Source organism: Streptomyces aquilus (assembly GCF_003955715.1).
Lineage (GTDB): Bacteria > Actinomycetota > Actinomycetes > Streptomycetales > Streptomycetaceae > Streptomyces > Streptomyces aquilus.
Genome location: NZ_CP034463.1, coordinates 9,426,004 through 9,450,110, shown reverse-complemented (window position 1 = coordinate 9,450,110; position 24,107 = coordinate 9,426,004). Strand labels below are relative to the sequence as shown.

24 protein-coding genes are annotated in these 24,107 nt (G+C 71.3%); 7 read left to right on the top strand and 17 right to left on the bottom strand.

Annotation, left to right across the window (positions count from 1 at the left end):
* Nucleotides 1-66 precede the first annotated feature (66 nt).
* The 4 genes from EJC51_RS43290 to EJC51_RS43275 form a co-directional block, all read right to left on the bottom strand.
* Nucleotides 67-1,365 carry an MFS transporter gene (locus EJC51_RS43290; protein ID WP_126276126.1) on the bottom strand — a complete coding sequence of 433 codons (1,299 nt, stop codon included), beginning with the start codon at nucleotides 1,363-1,365 and terminating at the stop codon, nucleotides 67-69.
* A complete protein-coding gene (locus EJC51_RS43285) occupies nucleotides 1,362-2,468 on the bottom strand; it encodes a PLP-dependent cysteine synthase family protein (RefSeq protein WP_126276125.1) in 1,107 nt (368 codons plus the stop codon). Before EJC51_RS43285 ends, EJC51_RS43290 begins: the two co-directional genes overlap by 4 nt.
* 138 nt (nucleotides 2,469-2,606) lie before the next feature.
* Nucleotides 2,607-3,050 carry a hypothetical protein gene (locus EJC51_RS43280; protein ID WP_244363130.1) on the bottom strand — a complete coding sequence of 148 codons (444 nt, stop codon included), beginning with the start codon at nucleotides 3,048-3,050 and terminating at the stop codon, nucleotides 2,607-2,609.
* A 180-nt stretch (nucleotides 3,051-3,230) separates the two neighbouring features.
* On the bottom strand, nucleotides 3,231-3,683 hold the full coding sequence (locus EJC51_RS43275) for a hypothetical protein (RefSeq protein ID WP_126276124.1): 453 nt from the start codon (nucleotides 3,681-3,683) through the stop codon (nucleotides 3,231-3,233).
* A 213-nt stretch (nucleotides 3,684-3,896) separates the two neighbouring features.
* On the opposite strand from EJC51_RS43275, the gene EJC51_RS43270 reads away from it, so the two are divergent.
* Nucleotides 3,897-4,247 (top strand): VOC family protein, encoded by a 351-nt coding sequence (locus tag EJC51_RS43270; RefSeq protein ID WP_126276123.1) that lies wholly within the window; start codon nucleotides 3,897-3,899, stop codon nucleotides 4,245-4,247.
* Between the two features lie 132 nt (nucleotides 4,248-4,379).
* Nucleotides 4,380-4,952 (top strand): MarR family winged helix-turn-helix transcriptional regulator, encoded by a 573-nt coding sequence (locus EJC51_RS43265; RefSeq protein WP_126276122.1) that lies wholly within the window; start codon nucleotides 4,380-4,382, stop codon nucleotides 4,950-4,952.
* A gap of 15 nt (nucleotides 4,953-4,967) precedes the next feature.
* On the opposite strand, the gene EJC51_RS43260 is transcribed toward EJC51_RS43265, so the two are convergent.
* Entirely contained in the window at nucleotides 4,968-5,543 is a 576-nt protein-coding gene (locus tag EJC51_RS43260; protein WP_126276121.1) for a TetR/AcrR family transcriptional regulator, read from the bottom strand.
* A 109-nt stretch (nucleotides 5,544-5,652) separates the two neighbouring features.
* Between EJC51_RS43260 and EJC51_RS43255 the strand changes: the two genes are divergently transcribed.
* The 3 genes from EJC51_RS43255 to EJC51_RS43245 are packed head-to-tail and all read left to right on the top strand — an operon-like array spanning nucleotide 5,653 to nucleotide 8,514.
* On the top strand, nucleotides 5,653-6,774 hold the full coding sequence (locus tag EJC51_RS43255; protein WP_126276120.1) for an aminomethyl transferase family protein: 1,122 nt from the start codon (nucleotides 5,653-5,655) through the stop codon (nucleotides 6,772-6,774).
* 19 nt (nucleotides 6,775-6,793) lie between these two features.
* The gene (purU, locus tag EJC51_RS43250) at nucleotides 6,794-7,639 is read left to right on the top strand and encodes a formyltetrahydrofolate deformylase (protein WP_126276119.1); all 846 of its coding nucleotides are present in this window, start codon (nucleotides 6,794-6,796) and stop codon (nucleotides 7,637-7,639) included.
* 26 nt (nucleotides 7,640-7,665) lie between these two features.
* A complete protein-coding gene (locus EJC51_RS43245) occupies nucleotides 7,666-8,514 on the top strand; it encodes a bifunctional methylenetetrahydrofolate dehydrogenase/methenyltetrahydrofolate cyclohydrolase (RefSeq protein ID WP_126276118.1) in 849 nt (282 codons plus the stop codon).
* Nucleotides 8,515-9,368: 854 nt separating this feature from the next.
* On the opposite strand, the gene EJC51_RS43240 is transcribed toward EJC51_RS43245, so the two are convergent.
* The 12 genes from EJC51_RS43240 to EJC51_RS43185 all read right to left on the bottom strand — a co-directional run bounded on the left by EJC51_RS43240 (nucleotide 9,369) and on the right by EJC51_RS43185 (nucleotide 21,070).
* On the bottom strand, nucleotides 9,369-10,070 hold the full coding sequence (locus EJC51_RS43240; protein ID WP_126276117.1) for a gamma-glutamyl-gamma-aminobutyrate hydrolase family protein: 702 nt from the start codon (nucleotides 10,068-10,070) through the stop codon (nucleotides 9,369-9,371).
* A complete protein-coding gene (locus EJC51_RS43235; RefSeq protein ID WP_126276116.1) occupies nucleotides 10,067-11,557 on the bottom strand; it encodes an aldehyde dehydrogenase in 1,491 nt (496 codons plus the stop codon). The genes EJC51_RS43240 and EJC51_RS43235 overlap by 4 nt, the downstream gene beginning before the upstream one ends.
* A gap of 88 nt (nucleotides 11,558-11,645) precedes the next feature.
* A complete protein-coding gene (locus EJC51_RS43230; RefSeq protein WP_126276115.1) occupies nucleotides 11,646-13,097 on the bottom strand; it encodes an APC family permease in 1,452 nt (483 codons plus the stop codon).
* Nucleotides 13,098-13,222: 125 nt separating this feature from the next.
* Nucleotides 13,223-13,435, bottom strand: coding sequence for a ferredoxin (locus tag EJC51_RS43225; protein WP_126276114.1), 213 nt, complete (start codon nucleotides 13,433-13,435; stop codon nucleotides 13,223-13,225).
* A gap of 30 nt (nucleotides 13,436-13,465) precedes the next feature.
* Nucleotides 13,466-14,638 carry a cytochrome P450 gene (locus tag EJC51_RS43220; RefSeq protein WP_126276113.1) on the bottom strand — a complete coding sequence of 391 codons (1,173 nt, stop codon included), beginning with the start codon at nucleotides 14,636-14,638 and terminating at the stop codon, nucleotides 13,466-13,468.
* A 221-nt stretch (nucleotides 14,639-14,859) separates the two neighbouring features.
* Nucleotides 14,860-15,462 (bottom strand): TetR/AcrR family transcriptional regulator, encoded by a 603-nt coding sequence (locus tag EJC51_RS43215; RefSeq protein ID WP_126276112.1) that lies wholly within the window; start codon nucleotides 15,460-15,462, stop codon nucleotides 14,860-14,862.
* A gap of 109 nt (nucleotides 15,463-15,571) precedes the next feature.
* Nucleotides 15,572-16,417 carry a fumarylacetoacetate hydrolase family protein gene (locus tag EJC51_RS43210; protein ID WP_126276111.1) on the bottom strand — a complete coding sequence of 282 codons (846 nt, stop codon included), beginning with the start codon at nucleotides 16,415-16,417 and terminating at the stop codon, nucleotides 15,572-15,574.
* A 21-nt stretch (nucleotides 16,418-16,438) separates the two neighbouring features.
* On the bottom strand, nucleotides 16,439-17,365 hold the full coding sequence (locus EJC51_RS43205) for a 3,4-dihydroxyphenylacetate 2,3-dioxygenase (RefSeq protein ID WP_126276110.1): 927 nt from the start codon (nucleotides 17,363-17,365) through the stop codon (nucleotides 16,439-16,441).
* A complete protein-coding gene (locus EJC51_RS43200) occupies nucleotides 17,358-18,821 on the bottom strand; it encodes an aldehyde dehydrogenase (RefSeq protein ID WP_126276109.1) in 1,464 nt (487 codons plus the stop codon). Before EJC51_RS43200 ends, EJC51_RS43205 begins: the two co-directional genes overlap by 8 nt.
* Before the next feature lie 31 nt (nucleotides 18,822-18,852).
* The gene (locus tag EJC51_RS43195) at nucleotides 18,853-19,659 is read right to left on the bottom strand and encodes an acetoacetate decarboxylase family protein (protein WP_126276108.1); all 807 of its coding nucleotides are present in this window, start codon (nucleotides 19,657-19,659) and stop codon (nucleotides 18,853-18,855) included.
* Nucleotides 19,659-20,879, bottom strand: a complete 1,221-nt coding sequence (locus EJC51_RS43190) for an NAD(P)/FAD-dependent oxidoreductase (protein ID WP_126276107.1) — start codon at nucleotides 20,877-20,879, stop codon at nucleotides 19,659-19,661. The genes EJC51_RS43195 and EJC51_RS43190 overlap by 1 nt, the downstream gene beginning before the upstream one ends.
* A 2-nt stretch (nucleotides 20,880-20,881) precedes the next feature.
* Nucleotides 20,882-21,070 (bottom strand): ferredoxin, encoded by a 189-nt coding sequence (locus tag EJC51_RS43185; protein WP_126276106.1) that lies wholly within the window; start codon nucleotides 21,068-21,070, stop codon nucleotides 20,882-20,884.
* 259 nt (nucleotides 21,071-21,329) lie between these two features.
* On the opposite strand from EJC51_RS43185, the gene EJC51_RS43180 reads away from it, so the two are divergent.
* Nucleotides 21,330-22,682 carry a glutamine synthetase family protein gene (locus EJC51_RS43180; protein ID WP_126276105.1) on the top strand — a complete coding sequence of 451 codons (1,353 nt, stop codon included), beginning with the start codon at nucleotides 21,330-21,332 and terminating at the stop codon, nucleotides 22,680-22,682.
* A gap of 44 nt (nucleotides 22,683-22,726) precedes the next feature.
* Nucleotides 22,727-24,043: a cytochrome P450 gene (locus EJC51_RS43175; protein ID WP_126276104.1), complete on the top strand. Its 1,317-nt coding sequence runs from the start codon at nucleotides 22,727-22,729 to the stop codon at nucleotides 24,041-24,043.
* Nucleotides 24,044-24,107 lie beyond the last annotated feature (64 nt).

Sequence of the window (24,107 nt, the reverse complement as noted above, 5' to 3'; positions counted from 1 at the left end):
CGGCACGGTCGAGGCAGGGGCGGGCACGCACCGCGTCCGCCCCTGCCTCCCTTCCCGGACCGTGGGTCAGGCCACGGCAGGCCGGAGTCGAGGAGCCGGGGCGGCCAGACGTCCGGTGCGGTGCAGTCCGTACAGGGCGGCCGCGCAGGCGAGGCCGAGCGCCGTCAGCGAGAGCCACGGCAGCGCGGGCATGCCCGCCTCGCGGGCGGCATCGAGCGCGGCGCCGGTGAGTAGGTTGCCCAGGGTGATGCCGATGCCGCAGATCGTGTTGTACAGGCCGTAGTGCGTGGCCACGAGGCGGTCACCGGAGAGCCGGACGATGGTGTCCATCTCGAAGGGGTACGCGATCATCGTGCCGGCGGCCAGCAGCAGCGCGGTGAGGGTCGGCGGCAGGGCTGCCAGCAGCCACAGCCCGATGCCGGACGCCGGCACGGGAACGGCGGTGGCCGCCAGCAGCGGTACGAACGCGACGCCCATCACGGCCAGCCCCCGGGTGAGGGCCTGCCCCGGTTCGTACCGGGTCTTGCACCAGGCGGTCACCCGTGTCTGCCCGAGGATCGTGCCGAGTCCGGAGGCCGCGAAGAGCAGCGCCACCGCCGCCGTCCCGAACTCCCCCTCGCCACCGAGTCGGCGCACCTCCAGCGGCAGCGCGAGATAGACCTGGAAGGACAGCACGTAGGAGCCGATCATGGCGACCGAGAAGAGCAGGAACGGCCGGTTGGCCAGGATGCCGCGCCACTGGGTCAGCACGCCGTCGCCGCTCCCGCCCTGCCGGCCCGTGGTGTCCTCGGCGCGGCGGGCGGGCAGCGCACGGAGCTGTACGACGCTCAGCAGCGCGAAGATCCCGGCGGCGACCAGGCAGGTGACCCGGAAGTCCACTCCGGTCAGGACCATCCCGGCCAGCGGGCCCAACAGGATTCCGGCCTGGTAGAAGACGTTGAACAGGGCGAACGCCTCGACCCTGCGCTCCCCCGCGTCGGCGGCCAGGTACGCCCGGACCGCCGGGTTGAACAGGGCCCCGGCGAGCCCGGTGGCCGCGGAGGCGACGATCAGCGCGGTCAGTGAGTCGACCAGGCCGAGCATCGCGAAGCCGACGGTGCGCAGCACGCAGCCCGCCACGATCATCGGCTTGTACCCGAGGCGGTCCGCGAGGGTGCCGCCGACGAGGAACATGCCCTGCTGGCTGAAGTTGCGCACGCCCAGAACGAGTCCGACGACCCAGCCTGCCAGGCCGAGGGTGCCGGACAGGTGGGCGGCGAGATAGGGCATCAGCATGTAGAAGCCGAGGTTGATGGTGAACTGGTTGACCATCAGCAGCTGGACGCTGCGTTCGTACGTCCGGACCTGTGCGAGGGTGCCCTTCACCGGCTCTCCTCCCCCGCCTGGTCGCTCGGGTCCGCCGTGAGCGGGTCGGCCACGGTGGTGCAGCGGGTCCAGCGGGTGACCTCCTTCTCGTCCGCGCGGCCGATCACCTCGGGTTCGGGCGCGGGCGGCGAGTCGAGCAGCCCGTGGGCGGCGCAGTAGTCGTCGTCGAACACCGTGCCGAGGTAGCGCTGCGGTCCGTCGGGGAAGATCGCCGCGATCCGGGTCTGCGCGGGCAGGGTGCGGGCCAGCCATCCGGAGACCAGGGCGACCGCCCCCACGCTCCAGCCACCGGTCGCGTAGTGGGAGGTGGCCAGTTGGCGGCAGGTCCACACGGCCTCGGCAGGTGCCACCCAGTGGACCTCGTGGAAGACGTCGTAGGCGACGTTGCGGGGGTAGATGCTGGAGCCGAGGCCGCGCATCAGCCGCGGCCGGGCGGGCTGTCCGAAGATCGTGGAACCGATGGTGTCGACCCCGATCACCCTCACCTCGGGGTAGAGCTGCTTCAGCACGCGGGAGACTCCGGCGGAGTGTCCGCCGGTGCCCACGCTGCACACCAGGACGTCGATGTGGCCGAGTTCGGCGGCCAGTTCCAGGGCGAGCGGGGTGTAGGCGCTGGTGTTGTCGGGGTTGTTGTACTGGTCCGGGCACCATGCGCCGGGGTGCCGGTCCAGCAGGGACCGGACCCGTTCGCGGCGGGCCTGCTGCCAGCCGCCGGTGGGGTGCGGTTCCGCGACCACGTTGACCTCGGCGCCGTACGCGGTCAGCAGCCGGGTCATGGACAGCTCCAGACCGGGGTCGGTGACCAGGGTGACCGGGTGGCCGTAGACGAGGCCGGCCAGGGCGAGGCCCAGGCCGAGGGTGCCGCTGGTGGACTCGATGACCCGGGCGCCGGGCCGCAACTCGCCGCGGGCGCGGGCCCGTTCCACCATGTGCAGACCGGGCCGGTCCTTGATACCGCCGGGATTGAAGCCCTCCAGCTTGGCCCAGAAGCCGCGGTCCGCGGGAGTCAGCGGCTCGGAGACCCGCAGCAGCGGCGTGTCGCCCACGAGCGCCGACAGGGCGGACCGGTCGGGCGTGACGGTGGTGTGCGTCTGTGACTGCATCTCGTTCGCTCTCGCTCGATGAATACGCGTGCGTGCTCATCTCGCGCCGCGGGCCGGACGCCGGACGGGTGACCCGTCCGTGCGCGCGAAGCCGTGGCGCGGCAGCCGACACAGAACGGTCGGCCGCGGCCGAGAGGTCTAGATGCGCCACCGCGAGGTGCGAACGAGCGCTGTCCTGCCGGTACGTCTTCCGCGGCGGCGATAAGGCGTCGGGCCCGCGACCGGCCCCATGTGGGCGACGGACACGCCGACGAGTACGGCGGTCCCCACCTCGGCGGGTGCCTGCTGGGCCGCTTGAGCGGTCGCCAGGACGGCCGCGTCCAGGGCGCATTCCTCGTCGCCGTGGTGCCGATGAGGCCCGTGGGGCACCGCGCCGCCCGCGACCGACGCCGGGTACGACGTGGCGGTGACGCCGGGAGCCTCCCGCTCCTCCCCGCCGGACACACCGTGGACGAGGGCGCACAGGCCGATCACCGCCAGCAGCGCGGCACGCAGCAGGACGAGGAGTGGGTGCGGCCGACGCGGGTCGGTCGCGGCCGGGAGGGCAGGCGTGGGCGTAGGCGTACGGAAAGGTGACGGCACAGGTCCTCCATGCGGACGCCGCCTCTTCGGTCACGGCTGATGCAGCCGGCGACCGAAGGGAGCGTGACAGGCGTGGTGGTGGGGGCGGGGCGGAGCCGACGGCGGCGAAGCCGCGTCCACGGTCGTCGCGGACGGACGCGGACGCACGGGTCTGTCGACCGCCGCTCGAAACTCCGGCCTCTAGACCTGCTGCACCACGGTCGATCCCCGAGCGGCAGACGGCACGACGGCGAGCACTGGCCCCCCGAAGGCCCGCTGCGCCAAGTGCGTCCCGGAAACGGTGGATTCACCAACCGACACTGCAAAGAACGGGGGTGTCAGTACCGGTCCCTGCTGTGGCTGGCCGGATACGCAGTGCTCGTTCGGATGTGAGGAGCCGTGACCTTCACGCGGCTCACCTATCGCGGCGGACCGGGAAACGGACTGCTCGTCGGCCACGCCGACATTCGCGGCGACCGTGGCGGCCGCGGACTCTGTCACGCCGGTGACCAGGTGTCCTTCGGCGCTCTCGGCGTGGAGGCCATGGGTGAACACGATGCCGAACAGCAGCACGGCCAGGGCCGACACCCGCAGCAGCGGGCCCGCGGCGACGCGGACACGCGGCACACACAGGAGTGACCAGGCCGTAATCATGCCGTGATACTAGCGGCTCATGAGCCCGGGACCGCCAACTCCCGCGCCACAGCGCATCAACGCGCCACGACATGACCGATTTGCATCGGCGAGGCCTATGGCCGGCGGAGTTGACGACACCACGCACGTCCTGTGCTTGTGCTGCCGCCGTTGTCCTGGCGTGCCAGGATGCCGGAATCCGACCGCCGACCCGTCGATGGGCAGGAGCAGGCCATGATCAGCGGTGCGCATGTCATCGTCTACAGCCAGGACGCCGAGAAGGACCGTGCCTTCATCCGCGACGTCCTCGGGTTTCCCGGCGTCGACGCGGGCGGCGGGTGGCTCGTCTTCAAGCTGCCCCCGGCCGAGGTCGCCGTACACCCGACCGACGGCCCGCCCCGGCACGAGTTCTACCTGATGTGCGACGACCTCGACGCGCAGCTCGACGAGTTCCGCGCCCAGGGCGTCGAGGTCACCCGTCCGGTCAGCGAACAGCGCTGGGGCAGACTGACGGCGGTCCGGCTCCCGAGCGGCGCCGAACTTCCGCTGTACCAACCGCTGCACCCCGTCGCCCACAGCTTGTGACCGGGCTGCCGCCGAGCGCCATGGCCGAAATGGCACAGCCGGGTGCGTGTTCGATGCGTACCGTACGTACAATTTGGACCCGAACGGTAATCGTGAGGACCCGTGACCCGCAGGTCCGAAGGGAGCGTGCCCGTGCCCGGCCACCGATCCATCACCGAGGCCGAGAAGCTGGCGGAGGCCAAGCTCGGCGGTATCCCCATCCGGCATGACCAGATGGCCGTGGTCGCCAACATCTACCGCGCCGCCTCGGCGGTACGGCAGCACCTGGAGAACTCGGTGCTGCGCGGCGTCGACCTGACCTGGACCGCGTTCGTGGTGCTCTGGGTCGTCTGGATCTGGGGGGAGTCGGAGACCCGGCACGTGGCCGAGGAGGCCGGGATCTCCAAGGGGACGCTCACGGGAGTCGCCCGAACCCTGGAAGGGCGGGGCCTGATCCGGCGCGCGGACCATCCGAGCGACGGACGGCTGGTGCTGCTCAGTCTCACCGAGGAGGGGCAGCAACTCATGCAGCGCGTCTTCCCGGCGTTCAACGAGGAAGAGGCCTTCGTCACGGATCAACTCAGCGACGAGGAGTGCCGCACCGTCGCCGACGGGCTGCGCCGGGTGGTGCTCCAGGTGGAGAGCAGTGGAGAGGAGCGCCGGCAGGCCCTCCTCGGTGGCGCCGCCCCCGCGCCCCGCCGCAGCGGCCGCCGTCGCAAGGCCTGAGACATCCCGGTCACGTCACGTCTGCGCGCGATACGCCGCGAGCAGGCGCCGCAGCATCACGACGCCTTCCTCGGTGCGGGCCGGGGTGCCCGCCGTGACCTGGTGGAAGACCAGGCCGTCCAGGGCCGCGAAGACCGTCTCCGCCATCTCCTGCGGCACTTCGAAGCAGGCCAGGGCCGCGCGGACGGCGTCGCGGTAGGCGTCGTAGAGCGTCTCGACATGGTGCCGCAGTTCCGGTCTGCGGTTCGCTTCGAGTTTGAGCTCGTACTGGAACGCCTGTAGGTCGGGGTCGGCCGCGATGAAGTCGGCGAGGGTCGCGACGAAGTCCTCCAGCCTGCCGCTTGCCGGGACGAGCGAGGACGTCTCGATGCTCCGCTCGACGCACCACTGGAGTGCCTGCTCCAGCAGCGTGTCGAGGGAGCCGAAGTGGTGGGCGACGAGCCCGTGCGTGACGCCGGCCTCCGCGGCGACGGAACGGTATGTCAGTTTCCGCAGGCCGCCGTGGGCCACCACCCGGACCGCGGCGGCGAGCAGCGCCTCGCGTCCCTCGCCGTAGCCCGGCCGGGCGTCCTCCCCCGTCACGGCGGTCATCGGCCTCCTCCTCGTCTGCGGCCCATGCCCTCCAAACTATCCTATTGACAAGTTATCCAGATGGATAGATTCTCGCTGCATCGCGCTTCCCCTCTCCCCTGGAGCCCTCATGGCCGTCCCCGAAGGACTGAGCGCCACCCCGTTCTCACCCCGCTACGACGACCGCGTCGAGGAGTGGATCGACGTCTACGGCCATGCCGTGCCCCTGTTCCTCACGGACCCGGCCGAGGAGTACGAGGCGATCCGTACCTCCGCCGGCGCGCTGGACTACTCGATGCTCTACAAGTGGCACGTCGAGGGCGAGGGCGCGCTCGCCGCCGTCGACGCCGTCTTCTCGCGGAGCGTCCGCGGGCTCGGCGAGGGCCGTATCGCCTACGGCGTGGTCGTCGACACCGACGGCTTCATGATCGACGACGTGACCGTGGCCGTCCTCGCGCCCGGACATGTGGTCGTCACCGGCGGCAACCCGGCCACCTCGACATGCCTGACCGCACACGCCCCCGACGGCACCACGGTCACCGAGCGCCGCGACGAGTTCGCCGTACTGACCCTGCAAGGGCCGCGCAGCCGCGAGGTGCTCCAGCGGCTCACGCACGTCGACGTCTCCAACTCCGCCTTCCCCTACTACACGTTCGTCCGGGACGTCCTGGTCGCGGGCATCGGTGCGCAGGTCAGCCGGATCGGGTTCACCGCCGAACTCGGCTACGAGATCCAGGTGCCGCGCGAGCGGGCGCTGGACCTGTGGGACGCGGTCCTCGACGCGGGAGCCGACCTCGGAGTGCGGGCCGCCGGCGCGCTCGCCCTCCTGACCTGCCGCACCGAGGCCGGGATGATCATGGGTGAGCTGGAGTACGACCGCACCGTCACCCCGTTCGAATGCCGGATGGGCTGGGCGGTCGACTTCGACAAGGGCCCCTTCCAGGGCCGGGACGCGCTGCTGGCCACGAAGGGCACCGCGCCGGGGCGGGTGGTCAGCGTCGTCGTGGACACCGCACCCGAGGCGGCCGAGGGCGCACGGCTGGAGCTGGACGGACGGGACGTGGGCTACGTGACGATGGCCGTGGCCTCGCCCGTGCTCGACGGCGCCACTCTGGGGCTCGCCCGTGTGCACCGCGACGCGGTGAAGCCGGGGACCGCGCTGATCGCGGTCGCCGCCGACGGCTGCCAGGCCGACGCCACGGTGCGGCCCACCCCCGTGTACGACCCCGAGCGCACCCGCGTACGGGCCTGAGCCGGAAGGCACCGCAGCCATGCAGCGCTACATCCTGACCGTCACCTGCCCCGACCAGCCCGGCATCGTCCACGCCCTGTCCGGTGGCATCACCGGGGCCAAGGGCAACATCCTGGAGAGCGCCCAGTTCTCCGACCCCGGCACCGGCGTCTTCACCCTCCGCGTCTGCCTGGAGACCCCCGAGGCCGGCACCGAGCGGCTGCGGGACGAACTCGCCCTGCGGTTGGCCCGGTTCGACCCGGTGCTGACCCTACGGCCCGAGGAGCAGCGTCGCCGGGTGCTGCTGATGGTCTCCAAGTTCGATCACTGCCTCGTCGACCTGCTCTACCGCTGGGGACTCGGCGAACTGCCCGTCGACATCCCGCTGATCGTCTCCAACCACCCCGATCTGGCGCCCATAGCGGAGCGGTACGGCATCCCCTTCGTCCACCTCCCGGTCACCCGCGACACCAAGCCGCAGGCGGAGGCAGAGCTGCTGCGGCTCGTCGGCGAGCACCAGGTCGACTTCGTGGTGCTCGCCCGCTACATGCAGGTGCTCTCCGACGACCTCTGCCGCAGGCTGTCCGGCCGGGTCATCAACATCCACCACTCCTTCCTGCCGGGCTTCAAGGGCGCCAAGCCCTACCACCAGGCCCATGAGCGAGGCGTCAAACTCATCGGCGCCACCGCCCACTTCGTGACCGCCGACCTCGACGAGGGCCCGATCATCGAGCAGGACGTGGTCCGCGTGGGACATCGCCACACCGCGCCGGAACTGGTCGCCATCGGCCGGGACGTCGAGCGGCTCGTCCTGGCCCGCGCGGTCCGGCTGCACGCGGAGGACCGGGTCGTCCTCACCGGTTCCCGCACCGTCGTCTTCGCCTGACGCCCGTACCGAGAGGCCCTTACGACATGACCACCGCGACGCTGCTCGACGGCAAGGCCGCAGCGGCCGACATCAAACGTGAACTCGCCCGGCGGGTGGAGGTGTTGAAGAGGCACGGCGTCTCCCCCGGGCTGGGCACCATCCTGGTCGGGGACGACCCGGCCAGCCGCTCCTACATCGGCGGCAAGCACCGCGACTGCGCCCAGGTCGGCATCGCGTCGATCCGGGTGGAACTGCCCGCCACCGCCACGCAGGCCGACGTCGAGGCGGCCGTGCTCCGGCTCAACGCCGACCCGGCCTGCACCGGCTTCATCGTCCAACTGCCGCTGCCGGCCCACATCGACACCCACGCGGTGCTGGAGCTCGTCGACCCCGACAAGGACGCCGACGGGCTGCACCCGGCGAATCTGGGCCGGCTGGTGCTGGGCATCCCGGGGGCGCTGCCCTGCACCCCGCGCGGCATCATCGATCTGCTGCGGCGCCATCAAGTGCCCATCACCGGGCGGCAGTTCTGTGTCATCGGCTGCGGGATCACCGTGGGCCGCCCGCTCGGCCTGATGCTGACCCGCGCCACCGAGCACGCCACCGTGACCCTCTGCCACGAGGCCACCCAGGACACCGCGGCCCACGCCCGTGTCGCCGACGTGGTCGTGGCGGCGGCCGGGGTGGCGCATCTGGTCCGAGCCGACTGGATCAAGCCCGGCGCCACCGTGCTGTCCGTCGGCATCACCCGGACCGTGGAGGGTGTTCTCGGCGATGTCCATCCGGACGTGGACCAGGTCGCCGGCTCACTCGCCCCGCCCGTCGGCGGTGTCGGCCCCATGACGAGGGCGATGCTGCTGACCAACGTCGTCGAGGCGGCCGAGCGCGGCTGAGACGCCCGAGAACCTACGGACGGGTCCAGTGTGTAGAGCGCTCCACCGTCCCCGTCGTGCCCTCACGGCCAAGGCGTCACCTGCCCGTCGATCGCCGAGAAGACGGGGTGGGCCTCCGCCGCGCGCCCCGCGCGCACGAAGGCGTAGGCGAGCAGCCCCAGGTCGGCGACGGCGGCGGCGTGGCGGATACGGCCGGCAACCGGCCAGTGGGACGCGGGTCGTCGACGGCAGGCATGCCGCCGGGGCGTCCGGGCGGTATGACCGCGCTGGTCTCTCGTCGAGGAAGTCCCGAAGAGCGCTGTGGCTTCTCTGCTCCTCGGGCGAGAGACAGCCCAGAGCGTAGAGACAGCCCAGAGCGTGGAGATGCGCATCCCGGTGCCCCGGGTCGCGCGCGCGGATCTCGGCCCACACCGGCCGGACTTCGGCGATCGGTCGCCCCAGCAGCCGCACCGCCGCCGACGCGCCCACCCAAGGTGCCGGCTCCGCCGGGCGGGTCCGGGCCGCGGCCCGGACCGCGGCATGGGCCAGGGCCAGGGCTTCCCATGGATCGGCGGCCGGTTCGGCCCATGCGTCCAGGACGAACGTGTCCGGATCGCGGTCTACGCTCCCGCCGGTGCCGGGCCGGCGAGGGCGCGACGTGCGCGAGAGCGCCGACCCGATGGGCGGCGGCGGTCCCAGTCGTCCGTCTCCGGTCGCGCGCAGGAGCCGCTCCACCTGGGCGATGGCGAGGTCGCGCGGTCCGATGCCCCGGCCGTGGCCACGCTCTTCAGCACCCGGCCCAGCGGAGCGTCGTCCAGTTCCGGTGCGAGGCAGGGGGCTTGACGCCCGCGGCCGAAGAGAGCCTTGTCCTCGTCTCAGCTTCTGTCGTGGGCGGCCTGGACGAGCGCGTCGAACAGGGCCTGGTGGGCGGGGTCTTCGTGGGCGGTGTCCTCCGGGTGCCACTGGACGGCCGTGAACCAGCCCTGGGCACCTGGCAGTTCGAGTCCCTCCACCGTGCCGTCGGCCGCCCGCGCGGTGACCGCGAGGCCCACTCCGACGCGGTCGACGCGCTGGTGGTGGTAGCAGGACGCCTCGATCTTCTCCTGCCCGGTGGCCTGTTCCAGGAGTGTGCCCCGCTGGATGGCCACGGGGTGGATGACGTGCCGGTGGGCGCGCTCGGGGCCGCCCATGTCCTGTTCCAGGGTGCCGCCGAGGGCGACGTTGACGACCTGGAGTCCGCGGCAGATCGCGAGCAGGGGCAGGCCCGAGTCGAGGGCTGCGCGGGCGACTTCGAGGTCGAAGTCGTCCTGGACGTCGTCGACGTCGTAGACGGTGTCGTGGGTGTCGGTGGCGCCGTAGCGGTGCGGGGCGAGGTCGCCGCCACCGGGGAGCAGGACGCCGTCGAAGCGGGCGAGGCGTTCGGCCACGTCCCTGGAGGCGGGGTGGATGCTCGCCGGTTCTCCGCCGGCGCGCCAGACGGCCTCGATCAGGGCACGGGCGTTGACTTCGGCGGCGTACCGCAGCGCTGAGGTGGACGTCGCGAAACGGGCGGGGATCGCGATCAGGGGGCGGGTCACAGCTGGATCCAGGTGGTCTTCAGTTCGGTGTACTTCTCGAGGGCGTGGGCGGACTTGTCGCGGCCGTTGCCGGACTGCTTCATGCCGCCGAAGGGGACGGTGAGGTCGCCCTCCTCGTAGCAGTTGACCCAGACGGTGCCGGCCTTGAGGGCACGGGAGACCTGGTGGGCGGTGGACAGGTCGGAGGTCCACAGACCGGCGGCGAGGCCGTACTCGGTGGCGTTGGCGAGCCGTACCGCCTCGTCCAGATCGTCGAAGGTGAGGACGGACAGGACCGGGCCGAAGATCTCCTCCCGGGCCAGCCGCATGCCGGGGTCCACCTGGTCGAAGACGGTGGGGCGCAGGAAGCTGCCGCCCGTCTCGGCGAGGGTGCGGCCGCCGCCGGCGCGCAGCCGGGCTCCTTCGTCGAGGCCGGTGCCGATATGGCCGAGGACGCGTTCGAGGTGGTTCGCGCCGACCATCGCGCCCATCTCGGTGGCCGGGTCGAGCGGGTCGCCGACCCGCAGTGCGCGGGCCCGCCCGACGATCGCCTCGGTGACCCGGTCGGCGATCGAGGAGTGCACCAGCAGCCGGGAGGGCGCGGTGCACATCTCGCCCTGGTTGAAGAAGATGCCCCAGGCGGCGGTGGCGGCTGCCTGCTCCAGGTCCGGGGCGTCGGGGAGGATGATGTTGGGTGACTTGCCGCCGAGTTCGAGCCAGACCCGCTTGAGGTTGGAGTCGGCGGAGTAGCGCAGGAAGTGCCGGCCGACGGCGGTCGAGCCGGTGAAGGCGAGGACGTCCACGTCGGGATGGAGTCCCAACGCCCGCCCGGCGACGGGGCCTTCGCCGTTGACGACGTTGAGGACGCCGGGCGGCAGTCCGGCCTCGGTGGCGATCCGGGCGAGCAGCAGCGCGGACAGCGGGGAGTTCTCCGAGGGCTTCAGTACGACGGTGCAGCCCGCGGCGAGCGCCGGCGCGAGCTTCCAACTCGCCAGCGTCAGCGGGAAGTTCCACGGGACGACGGCGCCGACGACACCTGCCGGTTCCCGGGTGACCAGGGCGAGGGCGTCGGGGGCGGTGTGGGGTGACTCGTCGGTGAGTTTGTCGGCGAGCTGGCCGTAGAAGCGGAACGTGTTGATCGCGGCGCGCAGTTCGATGCCGTAGGCGTCCGTGATGGGCTTGCCCATCTCCAGGGTGACGGTCAGGGCCAGTTCCTCGCGGTGCCGCTCCAGGAGGTCGGCGATCCGCAGCAGGGCACGGCCGCGGTCGGCGGGCGCCAGGCGCGGCCAGGGGCCGGTGTCGAAGGCGCGGCGCGCGGCGGCGACCGCGAGATCGACCTCCGCCTCGCCCGCGTCGGCGACCTGGGCCAGGGTCTGGCCGTCGCGCGGGGACACGACGGCGAACGCGGCTCCGCCGCCGGCTTCGTCCGCGCCGTCGATGTGGTGGCGCGTGGGGAGGTCGACTTCCTTGGCGCGGCGCAGGAGTTCTTCGTGGGTGGCGTTGAGCACGATGCCCCGTCTCCGATTCGTTGGTCTCGTGCCGTACGGCACGGAGGCCGATGCGGCCGGGAGCCGTCCCGGCCGCATCGGTGGACAGTCAGCCGGCGGTCCGGGTGCGCGTCAGCCGGGCGGCGGCGACGCCGAGGAGCAGGACCGCCGGGACGGTGAGCTCCAGCCAGAGAGCCGTGGTGCGGTCGCCGCCGATGAGGGTGGTGAAGTTGGCGACGATGAGCCAGATGGCGCCGGCTATGCCGAGCGCGCCCAGGGTGGGGGCGACGAGGGTGTTCCAGGGCCGGGTGTCGGCGCGCGAGCGGCGGAAGAAGGCGACGACCGACACCGACGTCAGGAAGTACAGCAGCATGACGCCGAGGACCGCGACCCCGCTGAACCAGGAGAAGAGGGTCAGCACGGGGTCCTTGCCCAGGATCGCGAAGGGCAGCACCAGCACCGCGGCGATGAGGGTCTGCACGATCCCGGCCGCCCAGGGCGAGTGCCGCCGGTTGAGGGCGGTCAGTCCGTGCGGCAGCAGCCGCTCGCGGCCGAGGGAGAACAGGTAGCGGTTGGCGGAGTTGTGGAAGGCGAGGATGCCGGCGAAGAGGGAGGTGGCCAGCAGGATCGGCAGGACGTCGTCCGCCCAGCCGCCGAACAGGTCGGCGATCGGCGCGAAGACGAAGGAGGTGGCGTCCCCGCTTCCCAGTGCCTTGCCCGCCTCGCCCGTGACCCGGGACGCACCGTGCGCGGAGACCAGCATCCAGGAGGTGAAGGCGAAGAAGCCGGTGACCACGGCGACCGCCAGGTAGGTGGCCCGGGGGACGGTCTTGCGGGGCTCGCGGGCTTCCTCGCCGTAGATGGCGGTGGCCTCGAAGCCGAACATCGACGCCACGGCGAACATCAGCGCCACGCCCGGAGCGCCGCTCAGCGCGGCGGACGGCGAGAAGCTGTCCGTGAAGCCGAGGCCTTCGGGTCCGCCGCCCTTGACCAGGGTCACGAGGGCGAAGGCGATCAGGATGCTGAACTCGGCCAGCACGAAGACGGCGAGGATCCTGGCGCCCATCTCGATGCCCGACGCGCCGAGCACCTGGATGACCACCATGGTGCCAAGGGTCCAGATCCACCACGCCACATGGACGTCGGTGTAGTGCTCGACCAGGCCGCTGACCGTGGCGCCGTACAGCCCGTACATGGCGGCCTGGACGGCACAGTAGGCGAACAGGGCGATCCCGGCGCTGCCGGAGCCGGTCGTGCGGCCGAGCCCCTTGCCGATGTAGGTGTAGAAGGCCCCGGCGTCCACGACATGGCGGCCCATGGCGACGAACCCGACGGAGAACAGCAGCACGATGATGCCCGCCGCGAGGTAGGCGGCCGGGACGCCGGCGCCGTTGCCGATGGCCACCGCGATCGGTACGGCCCCGGCGATGCCGGTGAGCGGCGCCTGGGCGGAGAGGACGAAGAAGAGGATGCCGAGGACGCCGAGCGAGTCGGGCTTGAGCCTGCCTGTCATGGAGGGGTCGTGAGCGGTCTGGGTGGCGACCGCTGTCTGACTGTCCACTCGAATCACCTGCCGGGGACGGGGAGGGGCGGGAAATTGTTTTAGGCCAAACGAGTTGCCTCATGGTGGGCCGGAACTATCCGTTTGGCAAGGGGGTGAGGGGAGATCCTTTTCCGACCCCGCCGCTACTCGTGGACGGTGATGGCCTGGAGCGGGCAGACGTCGGCGGCCTCGTGGAGTTCCTCGGCGTTCGCGTCGTCCACGTCGGCGGTGTAGACGCCGGTCGTCCGCTGCCGCAGGGTGAGCCGTCCGGCGTCGTCGAGCGCGAAGAGATCGGGGGCGGCGTAGACGCACTGTCCGTGGTCCTGGCACTTGCCGAGGTCGACTTCGATCTTCATGGTGGTTCCTGTCTCCCGAAGGGGTCGGGGTCAGCGAAAACGGACGGGGAGGTGGGTGACGGTGCGCAGGAACTCGGTGTGGGCGTAGGCGGGTTCACCGGCCGACTCGACGCCGGAGAAGCGGTTCACGAGAGAGCTGAAGACGACGTCGGCTTCGGCGCGGGCCAGGACCTGGCCGGCGCAGCCGTGCATGCCGGAGCCGAAGGCGAGGTGCTGACCGGCGGCGGCCGGGCGGGTGTGGTCGAAGGTGTCGGGTTCTGCGAACACCGCGGGGTCCCGGTTGGCGGAGGCGATGAGCAGGGCCAGGACCTCGCCGGCGGGGACGGTCGTGTCCCCGATGACGATGTCCTGCGTGGTCAGGCGAACCACCATCGACTCGGGTGTGTCGATGCGCAGGATCTCGTTGATGATGCCGGGGCGCGCCTCCGGCTCGTCCCGGTAGGCGGCGAACAGGTCGGGCCGCTGGGTCATCAGCCAGATGCCGTGGTTGATGAGGTGCTTGACGTCGAGGTGACCGACGGCGAAGAAGAGGAAGATCGTGTAGATGACCTCGTCCTCGGTCATCCTGCCCTCGTCCTGCGCGGCGATGAAGGCGTCGATCATGCCCTCGCCCGGGTGCGCGCGCTTGTCGGCGAGCAGTCCGCGGATGTGGCCGGCGAACCACTCCAGGGCCTCGGCGCTGCCCCTGGCCTCCTGGTCGTCGCCTCCGGGGCCGAGGCTCAGGCCGATCTCGTACGTCTTGCGCTGGACGGCGAGCATGTCGGACGGCTCGATGCCGAAGATGTGGCAGATGCTGTCGAAGGTGCACTTCAGGGCGAGGCCGTCCGCGACGTCCAGGGTGCCGTCGCCTTGCTCGACCTCGTCGAGGACGGCCTCGACGGAGGCCCGCATGACCTTGGACCACTCCTCGACCGCCTTGGGCGTGAACCAGCGGTTGGTGATCCGGCGCAGCCGCGTGTGGTCGGGGGCGTCCTTGCCCAGCATGGTGTGGTGGAGGGGGTCGGCGACCCCGAAGTCGAGCCGCTGCACGCTCAGGGTGGGGTTGCGGATCAGCCGGGCGACGTCCTCGTAGCGGGAGACGACGTACAGCCCGAGGGGGTGCCGGTAGACCGGATGCTCCTCGCGCAGTCGCGCGTAGTACGGGTACGGGTCCGCACGGAAGCCCGGGTCGCGGAAGGGCAGCAGATCCTCGGTGACGGTCATGGCGGGGCACTCCTCGGATCGGGCGCGAGGCAGAAGAAGAGAGGGGCGGGCGAGACGTCGCCCTGCACCGCGAGAATTATCCAGCCGGATAGTTTCGTCAAGAGGTCGCACCCGATTCGCGGCCGCGTCATCAACTCTTTACTCGTTCGGAAACAAACGAGCCCCCGCCGCGAAGCGACGGGGACCCTGTCCGACCTGGCGCTTTGGCCTGGTCAGGGCGGCTACTCCGCGTCGCCGCGTGGCCGGGTCAGCAGCGCTCGGAGTTCCTTCAGCGCGGCTTCGGTGACCTCCGGCTCGCCCAGGACCAGCTGGTGCAGGACGAGGCCCTCCAGCGCCGCGAACACGAGCCGGGTCATGGCGGGTGAGGCGTCCTCGGGCAGGATGCGGGACAGTTCGCGCTCGGTGGCGTCGAAGTACTGGCCGTACAACGCGCGGATCTGAGGCAGCAGTTCCGGGCGGCGGCGCGACTCCAGCAGCAGCTCGTACTGGAACGCCTGGACGTCCGGGTCCGCCGTGACCATCTCCGAGAGCCCCGCCGAGAAGTCCGCGACCTTGCCGGTGCCCGGTTCGAGCGCGCTGGTGCTCAGCGAGGTGCGGATGGTGTGGGCGAGGGTCTCCTCGATCAGGGCGTCCCGCGAGCCGAAGTGGTGCACCACGAGCCCGTGGGTGACCCCGGCCTCCTCCGCGACGGCGCGATAGGTGAGCTTGCGCAGCCCACCCTGGGCGACCACCCGCACCGCCGCTTTGAGCAGAGCCTCGCGGCCGGTCCCGTAGTCCACACGCTTACGCGGCTTGGCCTGTGCTTTCTCGGAGGAATCGCTCATGGGCGCGACCCTACCCGCATGCGGAGTGCGGCAAGGAGGCGTGGACGGCCACCGTACGGCGCGTTTTCGCGCGCCGCGCCGGGGGACCGTCCCGGCGACGCCCGCCGCTTCAGCGCCTGGGCGGGCGGATGCCGCGGAACTCCCAGTCGCCGCCGAGCGCGGTGGACAGCACCTCCTCCGACTCGGTGGGCTGGGCGCCGACGTCGGTACGGATCGCGGTCGGGCCGGTGACGATGTGGTTGGTGAGGCGGCCCAGGCCCTCGACCTCGACCTCGACGACGTCACCGGGCCGCACGGGGCGGGAGTTGGCGGGCGTGCCGGAGAGCAGGACGTCGCCAGGGTGGAGGGTGATGGTGCGGGCGATGTCGGCGACGAGGTAGTGCATGTCCCACTGCATCTCGTCGGTCGAACCGTCCTGCGCCACCTGTCCGTTGACGTATGTGCGCAGGCTCTTGCCGCGGAAGTCCCAGTCGGTGACCAGTCCGGGGCCGAGCGGGCACAGCGTGTCCGAGCCCTTGACGCGGAGCATCGAACCGGCGTCCGTGTCGCGGAAGTCGTGCAGTCCGTAGTCGTTGGCGATGGTGTAGCCGACGATGTACTCCGCCGCCTCGGCCGGGGAGATGTTCCGCGCGGTCCTCCCGATGACGATGGCGACCTCGCCCTCGTAGTTGAGCCACTTGCAGCCCTCGGGCCGGACGATCGCGCCCTTGTGGGAGTTGAGGGCGGACGTCGGCTTGTGGAAGTACGTGGGCGTGTCGGGCAGTTCGATGCCGAACTCCTCCACACGGCTGCGGTGGTTGAGGTGCACGGCGACGACCTTGGACGGGACCACGGGAGGCAGGTGCTGTGCGTCCTCGACCTTGACGCGACGGCCGTCACCGGCGACGAGTTCGTCCCCGTCGACGGTGACCTGGACGGCGGCGCCGTCGAGGAGGATACGGCGGTACTCGGGCATGACAGGGGCTCCTGAAGAGGACTAGATACGGCTGTGAGGGGTGCGCGGGGTGGGCAGGCCGGTGCCGGTCCAGCCGTCGGCCGGGCGGTCGAACCAGAGGTGCACCTGGCCGGTGCCGATCGAGTTCTCGTACTCCCCGTACTGGCGGGCCCTGGCGACGCAGGCCTGTTCGCCGAGGGCGCCGGCCATCATCAGGTAGTGGAAGAACTTCGCCTCGGGCTTGAACTTCCAGAACTCGTCCATGGTGTCGAGGACCTTGTCGTGGCGGCCCTCCTTGAACCAAGAGATCCGCTCGCGGTCGGCCTCGCGGGCCTCGGGCGTGAAGATGTGCACCGGGTCGCTGGCTTCGTGGTCGCGCAGTTCGCGCAACGGCCAGAAGGAGTGCGAGAGGGCACCGGAGGCGATCAGCAGGACCCGGCGGCCGGGGGTGGCGGCGATGCCGTCGGCGAGCGCGCGGCCCAGGCGCAGATGGTCCTCCATGTCACCGGTCTGACAGACGCCGATGGTCACCCACCGCTTGTCGGGCAGACCCTCGCCGAGGAACTTCCAGAGGTTGATGGTGGCGTAGTAGATCGGCAGGTGGTCGTCGTCGATCGCGGTGATCCAGGTGCCGTGCCGGTCCGCGAACTTCTCGATGTTGTGGGCGAGTTCGGGGTCGCCCGGGAAGTCGTACGGCATCCTGCACATGCCGCGCGGCAGCTCCTCGGAAGTGAACAGGCCCGCCCGGCGCTGCTGTGCGGTGACGACGAACTCGACGGTGGTCGCCCAGTGGGAGTCGAGGACGACGACGGTGTCGTAGTCGTCCCGCTCGAACACCTCCCGGCGCAGCCGGCGGAGGCCGGTGACGAGGGTGATCTCCTTGCCCTCGTTCAGTTCCCGGCGCTCTTCCTCGGGGAGCACGATGGTGGGGACGTGGGCGAGCAGGCCCGCCCCGACGATCTCACCCATGGTCCTTCCATCCCTTCGGGGCGGTGACGGTGTTCTTCAGGTCGCAGTAGAAGTCGAAGCTCCAGGTGCCGCCCTCGCGTCCGACGCCGGAGTGGCGGGAGCCGCCGAAGGGGGCCTGGAGGTCGCGTACGAAGAAGCAGTTGACCCAGACGGTGCCCGCGACGAGTCGTGCGGTGACGCGTGCGGCGCGCTCGTGGTCGCCGGTGGCGAGGGTGGCGGCGAGGCCGAAGCGGGTGTCGTTGGCGAGGCGGACGGCCTCGTCCTCGGTGGTGAAGGTCTGGAGCGTCAGGACGGGACCGAACACCTCCTCCTGGACGATCTCGGAGTCCTGGGCGACCTCCGTCAGCAGGGTCGGCGCGTAGTACTGGCCGTCCTTGCGCCGGCCGCCGATGACCGCCCGCGCCCCGGCCGCCACGGCCCGCCGCACGAAGCCGTCGATCTTCTCCAGCTGGCGGGGGTGGACGGTGGGGCCGATGTCGGTGGCCTCGTCTCGCGGGTCGCCCTGCTTCAATGTGCTCGCCTTGTCGACGAAGCGCCTGGTGAACTCCTCCGCGACCGACTCCTCCACGAGGAGGCGGGTGGCGGCGAGGCAGACCTGTCCGGCGTTGTCGTACTGCTCCACCGCGAGGTCGACCGCGAGGTCCAGATCCGCGTCGGCGAACACCAACAGGGGGGACTTGCCGCCGAGTTCGAGGCTCAGCGGGGTGAGGTTCGCGGCGGCGGAGGCGGCGATCCGCCGGGCGGTCGGCACCGAGCCCGTGAAGCTGATGCGGCGCACGTCCGGGTGCGAGGTGAGGGCGTCGCCGATCTCGGAGCCATAGCCCTGGACGACGTTGAGCACACCGGCGGGCAGTCCGGCCTCGGCGGCGATGTCGGCGAGGAGCGAGGCGGTCAGCGGGGACCACTCGGCGGGCTTGAGGACCACCGTGTTCCCGGCGGCCAGCGCCGGGGCCACCTTCCAGGTCGCCAGCATCAGCGGCGCGTTCCACGGGGTGATGAGGACCGACGGCCCCGCCGGGTCCCAGCTGACGTGGTTGGTGTGGCCGCGGGTCTCGAAGTCCTCGTGGTCCAGCTTCAGCAGCCAGTCCGCGAAGAAGCGGAAGTTGTGCGCGACGCGCGGCATGACACCGCGCCGGTGCGAGCGCAGCAGGGCGCCGTTGTCGGTGGTCTCGACGACGGCGAGTTCTTCGAGCCGCTTCTCGACGCCGTCGGCGACGGCGTGCAGGATGCGGGCGCGCTCGGCGCGCGGGGTGGCGGCCCAGGCGGGGAAGGCGGCCTTGGCGGCGGCGACGGCGGCCGCGGCCTCCGTGGCCGTACCGCGGGAGATCTCGCCGATGACGCTGCCGTCGATCGGTGAGACGTCGGTGAACGTCTCGCCGGAGGCGACGCGTTCGCCGCCGATCCAGTGCCGGGTGTCGACGGAGACCCCGGCGACGGTGAGGGTGTGGTCGGTCATGTCCGGTCTCCAGGTCTTCTCGGGGTGGGGGTCACTCGGCGCCGGACATGCCGGACTCCAGCAGACGTCCGCCGTCCCAGACGACGCCGACCTGCCGGTAGTAGGCGGCGATCGGCTCGCGGATCTCCAGCCGGGCCAGTTCCTCGGTGGGGGCCTCGAACAGCTCCAGCTCGGCGTCACCGCGCCACGCCTGTCCGGCCTCGAAGGACGCCGCGCCGGACTCGATCAGCTCGTCGAGCGCGAGTCCCTTGCCCTTCTCGATCGAGGGCAGCCAGCGGTGGTGGGCCATCGGGTGGCCGTTGACGAACCCGTTGGTCTCCGACGGCTCGCGCAGGGTCACGACCGTCTGGGCCAGGCGCCGGTCGGCCGCGGCGAGCGTCGCTCCGAAGCGGGCCCCGGCCTCGATGCGCGGGGCGGGCCCGTAGGGGTGCGGGCGCGTCTGGTGGATCGAGCCGAGCTTCTTCGGATAACCCTGGTGCAGGCCCCGCGCGATGGCGAAGTCCTTGTCGACCCAGATGTAGACGCACCGCGAGTAGGTCTGCCCCCGGTACTGGCAGCGGACGACCGCGAAGGCCTCCTTGTACTGGGAGAGCACCGGGTCGAGCAGCTCGCCGCCGTCGGCCGAGCAGGACTGCCAGTCGGCCCAGATCAACGCCACGGCGCCCGGGTCCTCGTCGGCCAACTCCAGAGGTTCGGGCAGGAGTTCGCGGACGCGTGCGGGGTCGGTGCGGTACTCGACGGTGAGCAGGTCACCGGAGTAGCGCCAGGGCGGGGAGGGGATCAGGGAGGCGGCGCCGGTCGCCGTCTTGGGGTGGAGGAATCCGCGAACGGTCATGATCAGGGGGCTCCTTGAGCAGTGAGGGCGGGCTGCTTGAGCAGTTCGGCGCGATAGCGGGCGGCACTGGACGCGGCGGCGGGTCCGCCCAGGGCGACGACGCCCACCAGGCGGCCGGCGCTGTGGTAACCGGCGACGACATCGCCGCCGAGGTCACCGTCGAGCACCCGGACGTCGTCCCTGCCGAGCGCGGGTGCGCCGAAGGACTGGAGGCGGAACTCGTGCTGGTCGCTCCAGAAGGTGGGCAGCGGGGCGAACGGCGCGAAGTCGCTCTCGCCGCCGGTGAGATGGGCGACGAGTGCCTTCGCCGCGTGTTTCGCGGTGTCGGTGGGGATGCACCAGTGCTCGACGCGGCGGGGGACGCCGTCGTAGCGGGCGTTGGGGAAGCGGGCGACGTCGCCGACCGCGACGACCTCCGGACGGCCACCGACGCGCAGCAGTTCGTCGGTGAGGACGCCGTCGGTGAGGTCGAGGCCGTTGCCGTCCAGCCACTCGACGTTGGACAGGGAGCCGACCGACTCCACGACGACGTCGGCCGGCAGTACCGTCCCGTCGGACAGCACGACCCCGGTGACCTGGTCCTCGCCCTCGAAGCCGGTCACGCCGGTGCCGAGCACGAAGCGCACTCCGCGCTCTTCGTGCCGCTTGAGCAGCGCGCGGCCCAGCTGCTCGCCGAGCGGGCCGACCATGGGCAGCGGCAGCGGGTCGACGACGGTGACCTCGGTGACGCCGAGTCCCACGGCGGTGGCGGCGACCTCGCAGCCGATGAAGCCCGCGCCGACCACGACGACGCGGGCGCCGGGCCGGGTCAGGGCCGCGCGCAGTCCTTGGGCGTCGTCGAGGGTGCGCACGGTGTGGCGGCCGGTGCGCGGGCCGGGGCAGTTCAGGCGCCGGGGGCGCATGCCGGTGGCGACGACGAGTCCGTCGTACGAGAGCGCCTCGCCGTCGTCGAGTTCGACGACGCGCTCGCAGAGGCGGGAGGCGACGGCCTTGGTGCCGAGGCGCCATTCGACGTCGGAGACGCTGGCGCGGGGGCGGAAGGCCAGTGACTCGAAGGGGGCTTTGCCGGCCAGGACCTCCTTGGAGAGGGGAGGCCGGTTGTAGGGCATGTGCGGCTCGTCGCCGATCAGTGTGATCGCGCCGGTCCAGCCGGCCGCGCGCAGTTGCTCGGCGGCGCGGAGGCCGGCCATCGAGGCGCCGGCGACCACGATGCGTGCGCTCATGGTCAGGCCTCGATCCGGATGGCCTGGAGCGGGCAGACGTCGGCGGCTTCCTCGACCTCGTCGAGCAGCGCGTCGTCGGGGTCGCTGACGTAGGCCAGGCGGCCGTTGTCGTCGAGGTGGAAGACGTCGGGGGCGGCGAAGACGCACTGTCCGTGGTCCTGGCACTTGTTCATGTCGACGACGACCTTCATGGCCGGTCCTCCAGGGAGTGGGGGCGTCGGGCGGGGAGGGGGAAGAAGAGGGCCCGGCCGTGGACGACCGGGCCCCCGGCCCAGGGTTCGGAGTTCCGGGACCCTGACTCATTTGGCTTCAAACAAAGTAGGCACGCTCCTCCCCCTGGTCAATACCTATCCATGCGGATAATTTTTTGGGGACACCCTCTTGCGGGGCCATGAAGCCGGCCATACCGTTTGGCACCAAACAACACCCCCAGCGCCCGAGGAGCCATCGGTGAGCGCATCCACCACACCGGACATCCGTCAGCACATGGAGCGGCTCGCCGCCGAGGGGATCGACGTGGTCCGGGTGACCTATCCCGACCTGATCGGCACCGAACGGGCCCGGGACGTCCTCCTGGACCACCTGCCCGCCGCCTGCGAGCACGGGCTCGCCTTCTGTCGCGCCGTCTACCACACCAGCCCGCAGGGCGACGTGGTCCCGGTCGCGGGCGGGCTCGACGCCGGGCTGCCCGACATCGCCGTACGACCGGATCTCGGCACGCTCGTCGCACTGCCGTGGGAGCCGGGCGTGGCCGCCTGCCTCGGCGAGGTCATCGACCCCGCGACCGGCGCACCCGCCCCGGAATCACCCCGTGACCTGCTGCGTGCGGTCCTCGCCCGCTGCCAGGACCAGGGACTGCGGCCGGTCGTCGGACCCGAGCTGGAGTACTTCCTGTGCGAGACGGACCCCGCGAGCGGCGGCTGGCGCCGGTACGCGCGTGATGCCGGTGTCGTCTACACCGCCGGGCTGCGCGCCGACCCCGACAACCACCTCCTGCGCACTCTGCGCCTGCTGCGGGACCTGCGCATCGGCACCCTCAGCGGCAACCACGAGTTCGACGGCGGACAGTTCGAGATCAACCTGACGCACAGCGAAGCCCTTTCGGCGGCCGACCGCGCGTTCCGCTTCAAGGCGGCGGTCAAGGAACTCGCCCGCAGGGAAGGACGGCTGGCCACCTTCATGGCCAAGCCGTTCAACGACGCCGGCGGCTCCGGCTTCCACCTCCATCTGTCCTGCGAGGACGAGGACGGCCGCAACGCCTTCGACGACCCCGCGGGGACGTACGGCCTCTCGGCCACCGCCCGGCACGCCATCGCGGGCATCCTCGCCCACGCCCCGGCCCTCGCCGCGCTCGCCAACCCGACCGTCAACTCCTACCGGCGCTTCGGCCCCGACACCCTGGCCCCGTGGCTGATCGACTGGGGCCTGGACAACCGCAGCGCCATGGTCCGCATCCCGCCCGAGCGCGGCTCGGGAGCCCGACTCGAACTGCGGCTCGGCGACGCCAGCGCCAACCCCTACCTGCTCATCGCCGCCACCCTCGCCGCCGCCCTGCTCGGCATCCAGGCCGGCGCGGAGCCTCCCGCGCCACTGGAGGGATACGGCTACGACACCGCCAAGGCGGCCCTGCTGCCGATGAACCTGTCCGCCGCGCTGGACGCCCTGGAGGCGGACAGCGACCTGACCGAACTCCTCGGCAAGGACTTCACCGCCTCCTACCTCTCCTACAAGCGCAACGAGGTCGAACGCTTCGGACGGCACGTCACCGACTGGGAGTTCACCGAGTACGCCCACCACCTCTGAGCCACCCAGGACTTCCCGCCGTACGCCCGATGGAGACCACCACCATGAACAGCCCCGCCCTTCCCGTCACCCCCACCGACGCCGACGAACTCCGCGCCCGCCTCCAGGAACCCCTGCCGCTGGCGCACGTCAACCTGGCCGACCTCGACAACTTCGCCGACGGGGTCACCCCGTGGCGGATGTTCCACACCCTGCGCCACGAGGACCCGGTGCACTGGCAGCCGGAGGAGGTGCCCAACTCCGGCTTCTGGTCGGTGACCCGGCACGCCGACATCGCCCGCGTCGACCGGGACGCCGAGACCTTCACCTCCACCCGGTTCGTGAACCTGGAGGAGGTCGACGACGACCAGATCAAGAAGCGGGCCTCCATCCTGGAGCTGGACGGCGTCCGCCACCGCGCCCTGCGCAGCGTCATCCAGCGCCAGTTCGGCGCGAACGTCATCAACAGCTACACGGACTTCCTGCGCGGCCTGACCGCGAAGACCCTCGACGCGGCGCTCGCCAAGGGGACCTTCGACTTCGTCGCCGACGTCTCCGCGGACTTCCCCATCAACGTCCTCGCCCGCCTCCTCGACGTCCCGCCGGAGGACAACCAGCAGCTCATCGACTGGGGCAACCGGATCATCGGCAACACCGACCCCGACTACGCGGACGTGCTGCTGCACAGCGCGGAGAGCGAGCAGTACCGCGACCTGCCCTTCCGCTCCCCCGCCTCCCTCGAAGTCTTCGAGTACGGCCGGGAGTTGGCGCGGCAGCGGCGCGGCGGCGCCGGCACGGACCTGGTGTCGAAGCTGGTCAACACCACCCCGCGCGACGGCGTCCCGCTCTCGCCGCAGGACTTCGACAACTACTTCCTGCTCCTGGTCGTCGCCGGCAACGAGACCACGCGGCACACCATCACCCACTCGATGCTGGCACTGCTGCAACACCCCGAGCAGCTCGCGAGGTTGCAGGAGGACCCGTCCCTCATCCCGACCGCGGTCGAGGAGTTCCTGCGCTGGGCCTCCCCCGTCTACCACTTCCGCCGCACCGCCACCCGTGACGTCGAACTCGGCGGCAAGAAGGTCAAGGAGGGCGACAAGGTCGTCATGTGGTACGCCTCCGGCAACCGCGACGAGGAGGTCTTCGGCAACCCCTACGACTTCGACGTGGCCCGGCAGAACAACGACCACGTCACCTTCGGCAAGGGCAGCCCCCACCTGTGCCTGGGCAACCTGCTGGCCCGCACCGAGATCCGCATCATGTTCGAGGAGCTCATCCCCCGGCTCGCCGACATCCGGCTCGTCGGAGACGTACCGCGGGTGCGCTCCAACTTCGTCAACGGCATCAAGAAGCTGCCGGTGGAGGTCACGCTCGCCTGACGGGTGCGGCGGTCCTGGTGGTGGCTCGGAACCCTGCGTACAGGTCCGCGCCGGCCACCCTTCG

Bases quoted from the DNA above. Each gene is read 5' to 3' on its own strand.
- EJC51_RS43245 (WP_126276118.1), top strand. From the start codon at position 7,666: ATGACCACCGCGACGCTGCTCGACGGCAAGGCCGCAGCGGCCGACATC.
- EJC51_RS43260 (WP_126276121.1), bottom strand. From the start codon at position 5,543: ATGACCGCCGTGACGGGGGAGGACGCCCGGCCGGGCTACGGCGAGGGA.
- EJC51_RS43215 (WP_126276112.1), bottom strand. From the start codon at position 15,462: ATGAGCGATTCCTCCGAGAAAGCACAGGCCAAGCCGCGTAAGCGTGTG.
- EJC51_RS43205 (WP_126276110.1), bottom strand. From the start codon at position 17,365: ATGGGTGAGATCGTCGGGGCGGGCCTGCTCGCCCACGTCCCCACCATC.
- EJC51_RS43285 (WP_126276125.1), bottom strand. From the start codon at position 2,468: ATGCAGTCACAGACGCACACCACCGTCACGCCCGACCGGTCCGCCCTG.
- EJC51_RS43190 (WP_126276107.1), bottom strand. From the start codon at position 20,879: ATGAGCGCACGCATCGTGGTCGCCGGCGCCTCGATGGCCGGCCTCCGC.
- EJC51_RS43175 (WP_126276104.1), top strand. From the start codon at position 22,727: ATGAACAGCCCCGCCCTTCCCGTCACCCCCACCGACGCCGACGAACTC.
- EJC51_RS43210 (WP_126276111.1), bottom strand. From the start codon at position 16,417: ATGCCCGAGTACCGCCGTATCCTCCTCGACGGCGCCGCCGTCCAGGTC.
- EJC51_RS43225 (WP_126276114.1), bottom strand. From the start codon at position 13,435: ATGAAGATCGAAGTCGACCTCGGCAAGTGCCAGGACCACGGACAGTGC.
- EJC51_RS43275 (WP_126276124.1), bottom strand. From the start codon at position 3,683: ATGATTACGGCCTGGTCACTCCTGTGTGTGCCGCGTGTCCGCGTCGCC.
- EJC51_RS43255 (WP_126276120.1), top strand. From the start codon at position 5,653: ATGGCCGTCCCCGAAGGACTGAGCGCCACCCCGTTCTCACCCCGCTAC.
- EJC51_RS43270 (WP_126276123.1), top strand. From the start codon at position 3,897: ATGATCAGCGGTGCGCATGTCATCGTCTACAGCCAGGACGCCGAGAAG.
- EJC51_RS43220 (WP_126276113.1), bottom strand. From the start codon at position 14,638: ATGACCGTCACCGAGGATCTGCTGCCCTTCCGCGACCCGGGCTTCCGT.
- purU (WP_126276119.1), top strand. From the start codon at position 6,794: ATGCAGCGCTACATCCTGACCGTCACCTGCCCCGACCAGCCCGGCATC.
- EJC51_RS43185 (WP_126276106.1), bottom strand. From the start codon at position 21,070: ATGAAGGTCGTCGTCGACATGAACAAGTGCCAGGACCACGGACAGTGC.
- EJC51_RS43200 (WP_126276109.1), bottom strand. From the start codon at position 18,821: ATGACCGACCACACCCTCACCGTCGCCGGGGTCTCCGTCGACACCCGG.